This is a genomic window from Propioniciclava sp. MC1683 (assembly GCF_014164675.1).
Lineage (GTDB): Bacteria > Actinomycetota > Actinomycetes > Propionibacteriales > Propionibacteriaceae > Propioniciclava.
This window is the reverse complement of sequence record NZ_JACJFX010000078.1, coordinates 1-3,118: the sequence shown is the minus strand read 5'-3', so window position 1 is coordinate 3,118 and position 3,118 is coordinate 1. Positions and strand designations below refer to the sequence as shown.

Below are 3,118 nucleotides of genomic sequence, written 5' to 3'. Positions count from 1 at the left end.
CCGTCAAGCGGTAACCAACCCGCGCATGTCAGTCTGACCATCCGCGTCGACGACCACGCCGAACGTCACCAAGCACCGTGCCAAAAGCGAAGTGGCGTCCCCCAACCAGGAGGACGCCACTTCGTCACGCCCCCTTGACAAAAGGGCCTACATATCAGTCGAGGATGGTCACCTCTCTCACCTGATCGTTGCCGCGGGTGGACACGTGCACCCGGTAGGGGCCGACCGAGTAGGTTCCATCGGCGTTGTTGCTGATGCTCGACGGCCTCGTGCGGCGGAGCGGCCCCTCGGTCCGTTACGACTACAGGACCGGGCGAACGGCCATGGTCCCCCCGCTCCGTGAGCGTGTCGAACGTCCCCCCGAGTAGCCGCCGCGACGGACGAGCGGTATCCCTCGATCCCTGAGCTTGTCGCCCTGTCCCCTGAGCTTGTCGAAGGGTAACGACCTGCACATCGCACCGCCCCCTGCACCGTCGACCCGAGAAGCCGCCGCAAGAGACGAGCAGCGGCGAAGACACACGAGCTGGGCGGTCAGTTCCTGCTCGCGGGCATGGCTCCCCGCAAGGCAGAGATGCGCGAGGCCGCGATCGCCATGGGCAAGACGCTCGCCAAGGAGGGAGTCGAGGTGCGGATGCTCGCCAGCTCACCCCCGAGGGGCTGGCCGGAGCTGACGCGCTCATCATCGCGACGGGCGCGCGTTCTGCGTGCGCGAGCAGGCGCACCGCCAACTCACGCGCCCACGAAGTAGATTGACAGCCTTACTAGTCAGACATGCGATCTAGATATGGAAACTGACATCGCCTGGCCCAGCGAGTGGCTGCGCGGCGTGCTGGGGGCTTGCGTTCTTCGCATCCTGTCGGACGGACCCACGTACGGCTACGAGATCGCCACGCGCCTCGCCGCCGCCGGGCTCGGGACCGTCAAGGGCGGCACGCTCTACCCCCTCCTCGGGCGCTTCGAGGAAGCCGGGTGGGTCGAGGTCGAGTGGCGCCCCGGCGACGGTGGCCCCGGACGCAAGTACTACGCCCTCACCGACGCCGGCCGCAGCGAGGCCTCGGCGGTCGCCGCCCGCTGGGCCCAGTTCACCGACACCACCCGTCTGCTCACCGACCCCCTCATCGATCCCAGGAAGGCCTGACATGCCCGACATCTCCACGCCCCACATCAGCAAGGACTGGCGCGAGGACTTCATCATCGCCATGCGGACGCAGGACGCCTCGGGCGAGCAGATCGGAGACGCCCTCGCGACCGTCGACGCCCACTGCGCCGAATCCGGTGAGTCCGCCGAGGAGGCCTTCGGCGACCCGACGACCTACGCCACGACCCTCGTGCCCGAGCCCGCCGCCGGATCAGGGTTCGGGGCGTCGTTCCTCGTCGGCGTGCTCATGGGCCTGCTTGGGCTCCTCATCGTGCCCCGCGCCGTCGACGACTGGGTGACCCGGACGCCGTTCACCGTCACCATCGGCGACGTCGTGGCCCTCGCCGTCGTCCTCGGCCTGACCAGCGTCGTCATGGCACTCCCCCGCCGGGTGCTGCCCTGGCTCGCGAAGGTGAAGTACTCCGTGGCGGGCCTGTTGGGCGTCGCGCTGATGGCGGTGCTCGTGCTCGCGATGCTGTTCCTCACCGACGTCGTGGCCGAGTTCAGCTGGCTGGTCGCGTTGGTGATCGGCGTCGGCCTGCTCGTGGCCAGCGTGACCTCCACCTGGCGCGACCTCTCAACCCTGATCCACCGACTGTGATTCTTGGGGATGGTTCGCGTCGTTGTTGACGGCGTTTCGGGTGTGGGCGTGGTGGTCCTGCCGGTCTGTCCGGCTTCTCCACTGGGGGTCCTTGGTTGCGCCTGCTGGGGCTGGGTGGTCAGGGAGTGACCGGCTGGGGTGGGCTGGTCGCGCGGGCGTGGAGCGCTCTCCAGGCGTGGGCCCAGGGCCAGTGTGTGGGTAGGTGCAGGACGAGTCGTCGACCGGTGGCGGCGATCCGTGCCGGGACCTGGATGATCTGACGGCGCAGGGTGGCCCATCGGGCCTTGGCCAGGCCGGCGGCGACCGCGGCGGCTCGGGCGATGTTGAACCCGATCACCGCCAGGCTCACCCAGGCGGCGTTGGCGGCGTACTTCCCCGACGGCAGGTGGGCCAGGGGGCCGTCCTTGAGTTCGGCGATGACCTGTTCCACGATCGCATGGTCGCGGTGGAGCTGATCGGCCTCGACCGTAGTGAAAGAGGAATTGGTGATGAACGCGTGGTGCCGGTAGGCGGCGAACAGTTCCCCCTGCTCACTGCCATCGGAGGCGAGCGGCTGGATCCGTTTGACCCGGCGCACGACCAGCCGGCAGGGCACGTGCTGGTGCTGGCGTCGGCCGGTGAACGCCACGAACTCGACTTCGGCAACCTCCGCATCCGAGATCCAGCGTTGTTCGGCTTCCTCCCAGACGGCGTGGGGGTACTTGATGGTCTGCCAGGCGTCCTCGGCCAGGCCGGCGATTGCTCGGGTGACGGTCTTGGTCATCCGGGCGGTGACCGAGAACCACGCGTTCGCTCGCAGCGCGGCCCCCACGAACGCCCACCCGTAGTACGCCGAGTCCGCCCGGCACAGGATCCGACCCCGCACGCCAGCAGCACGGGCGGTGGTGACGGCTTGGGCCACCATCCTGCCGGCCCCCCGCGCGGAGCCGGTGTTGCCCTTGCGGAGCCGGGCGCGGGCGATCACCGGGCCTGCCAACGGGGTCGACAGGGCAGCAATTTGGATGTTCAATCCCCGCACCCTCGTGTACCCGTAGCCGGCGCCCTGCTTGCGGTACCCGTGGACCTCCCGGATGGTGTCGTCGACATCGAGGAACGCCAGCCCCTGTTCGATGTCGGCGCCTGCCAGGACGCCGGGCACCCTGCCGGCAAGGCCGGCTAGGGCGTGTCGCGTAACTGGTCTCGTAGGCAGATGATGGTGCTGGCCAGGACGAGGCCGGCGCGGTAGTTGCGAGCGAGTTTGTCGTAGCGGGTGGCGATGGCGCGGAACTCCTTGATCCGGTTGAAGAAGCGTTCCACCACGTTCCTGCCCTTGTAGATGGTGGGATCGAAGGCAGGTGGGCGACCGCCGCGGCTGCCCTTGGCCTTGCGACGGGCGATCT

4 protein-coding genes are annotated in these 3,118 nt (G+C 68.7%); 2 read left to right on the top strand and 2 right to left on the bottom strand.

Features of this window, described 5'->3' with window-relative positions; genetic code table 11:
- Positions 1-784 precede the first annotated feature (784 nt).
- Positions 785-1,138 (top strand): PadR family transcriptional regulator, encoded by a 354-nt coding sequence (locus tag H5397_RS17225; protein ID WP_182818959.1) that lies wholly within the window; start codon positions 785-787, stop codon positions 1,136-1,138.
- 1 nt (position 1,139) lies between these two features.
- On the top strand, positions 1,140-1,739 hold the full coding sequence (locus tag H5397_RS17220; RefSeq protein ID WP_182818957.1) for a hypothetical protein: 600 nt from the start codon (positions 1,140-1,142) through the stop codon (positions 1,737-1,739).
- Positions 1,740-1,857: 118 nt separating this feature from the next.
- Here H5397_RS17220 and H5397_RS17215 read toward each other — a convergent pair whose 3' ends face one another.
- Positions 1,858-2,877, bottom strand: coding sequence for an IS1380 family transposase (locus H5397_RS17215; protein WP_309224399.1), 1,020 nt, complete (start codon positions 2,875-2,877; stop codon positions 1,858-1,860).
- A 17-nt stretch (positions 2,878-2,894) separates the two neighbouring features.
- A partial coding sequence (locus H5397_RS17210; RefSeq protein ID WP_182814264.1) for a transposase occupies positions 2,895-3,118 on the bottom strand: 224 nt, incomplete at its 5' end.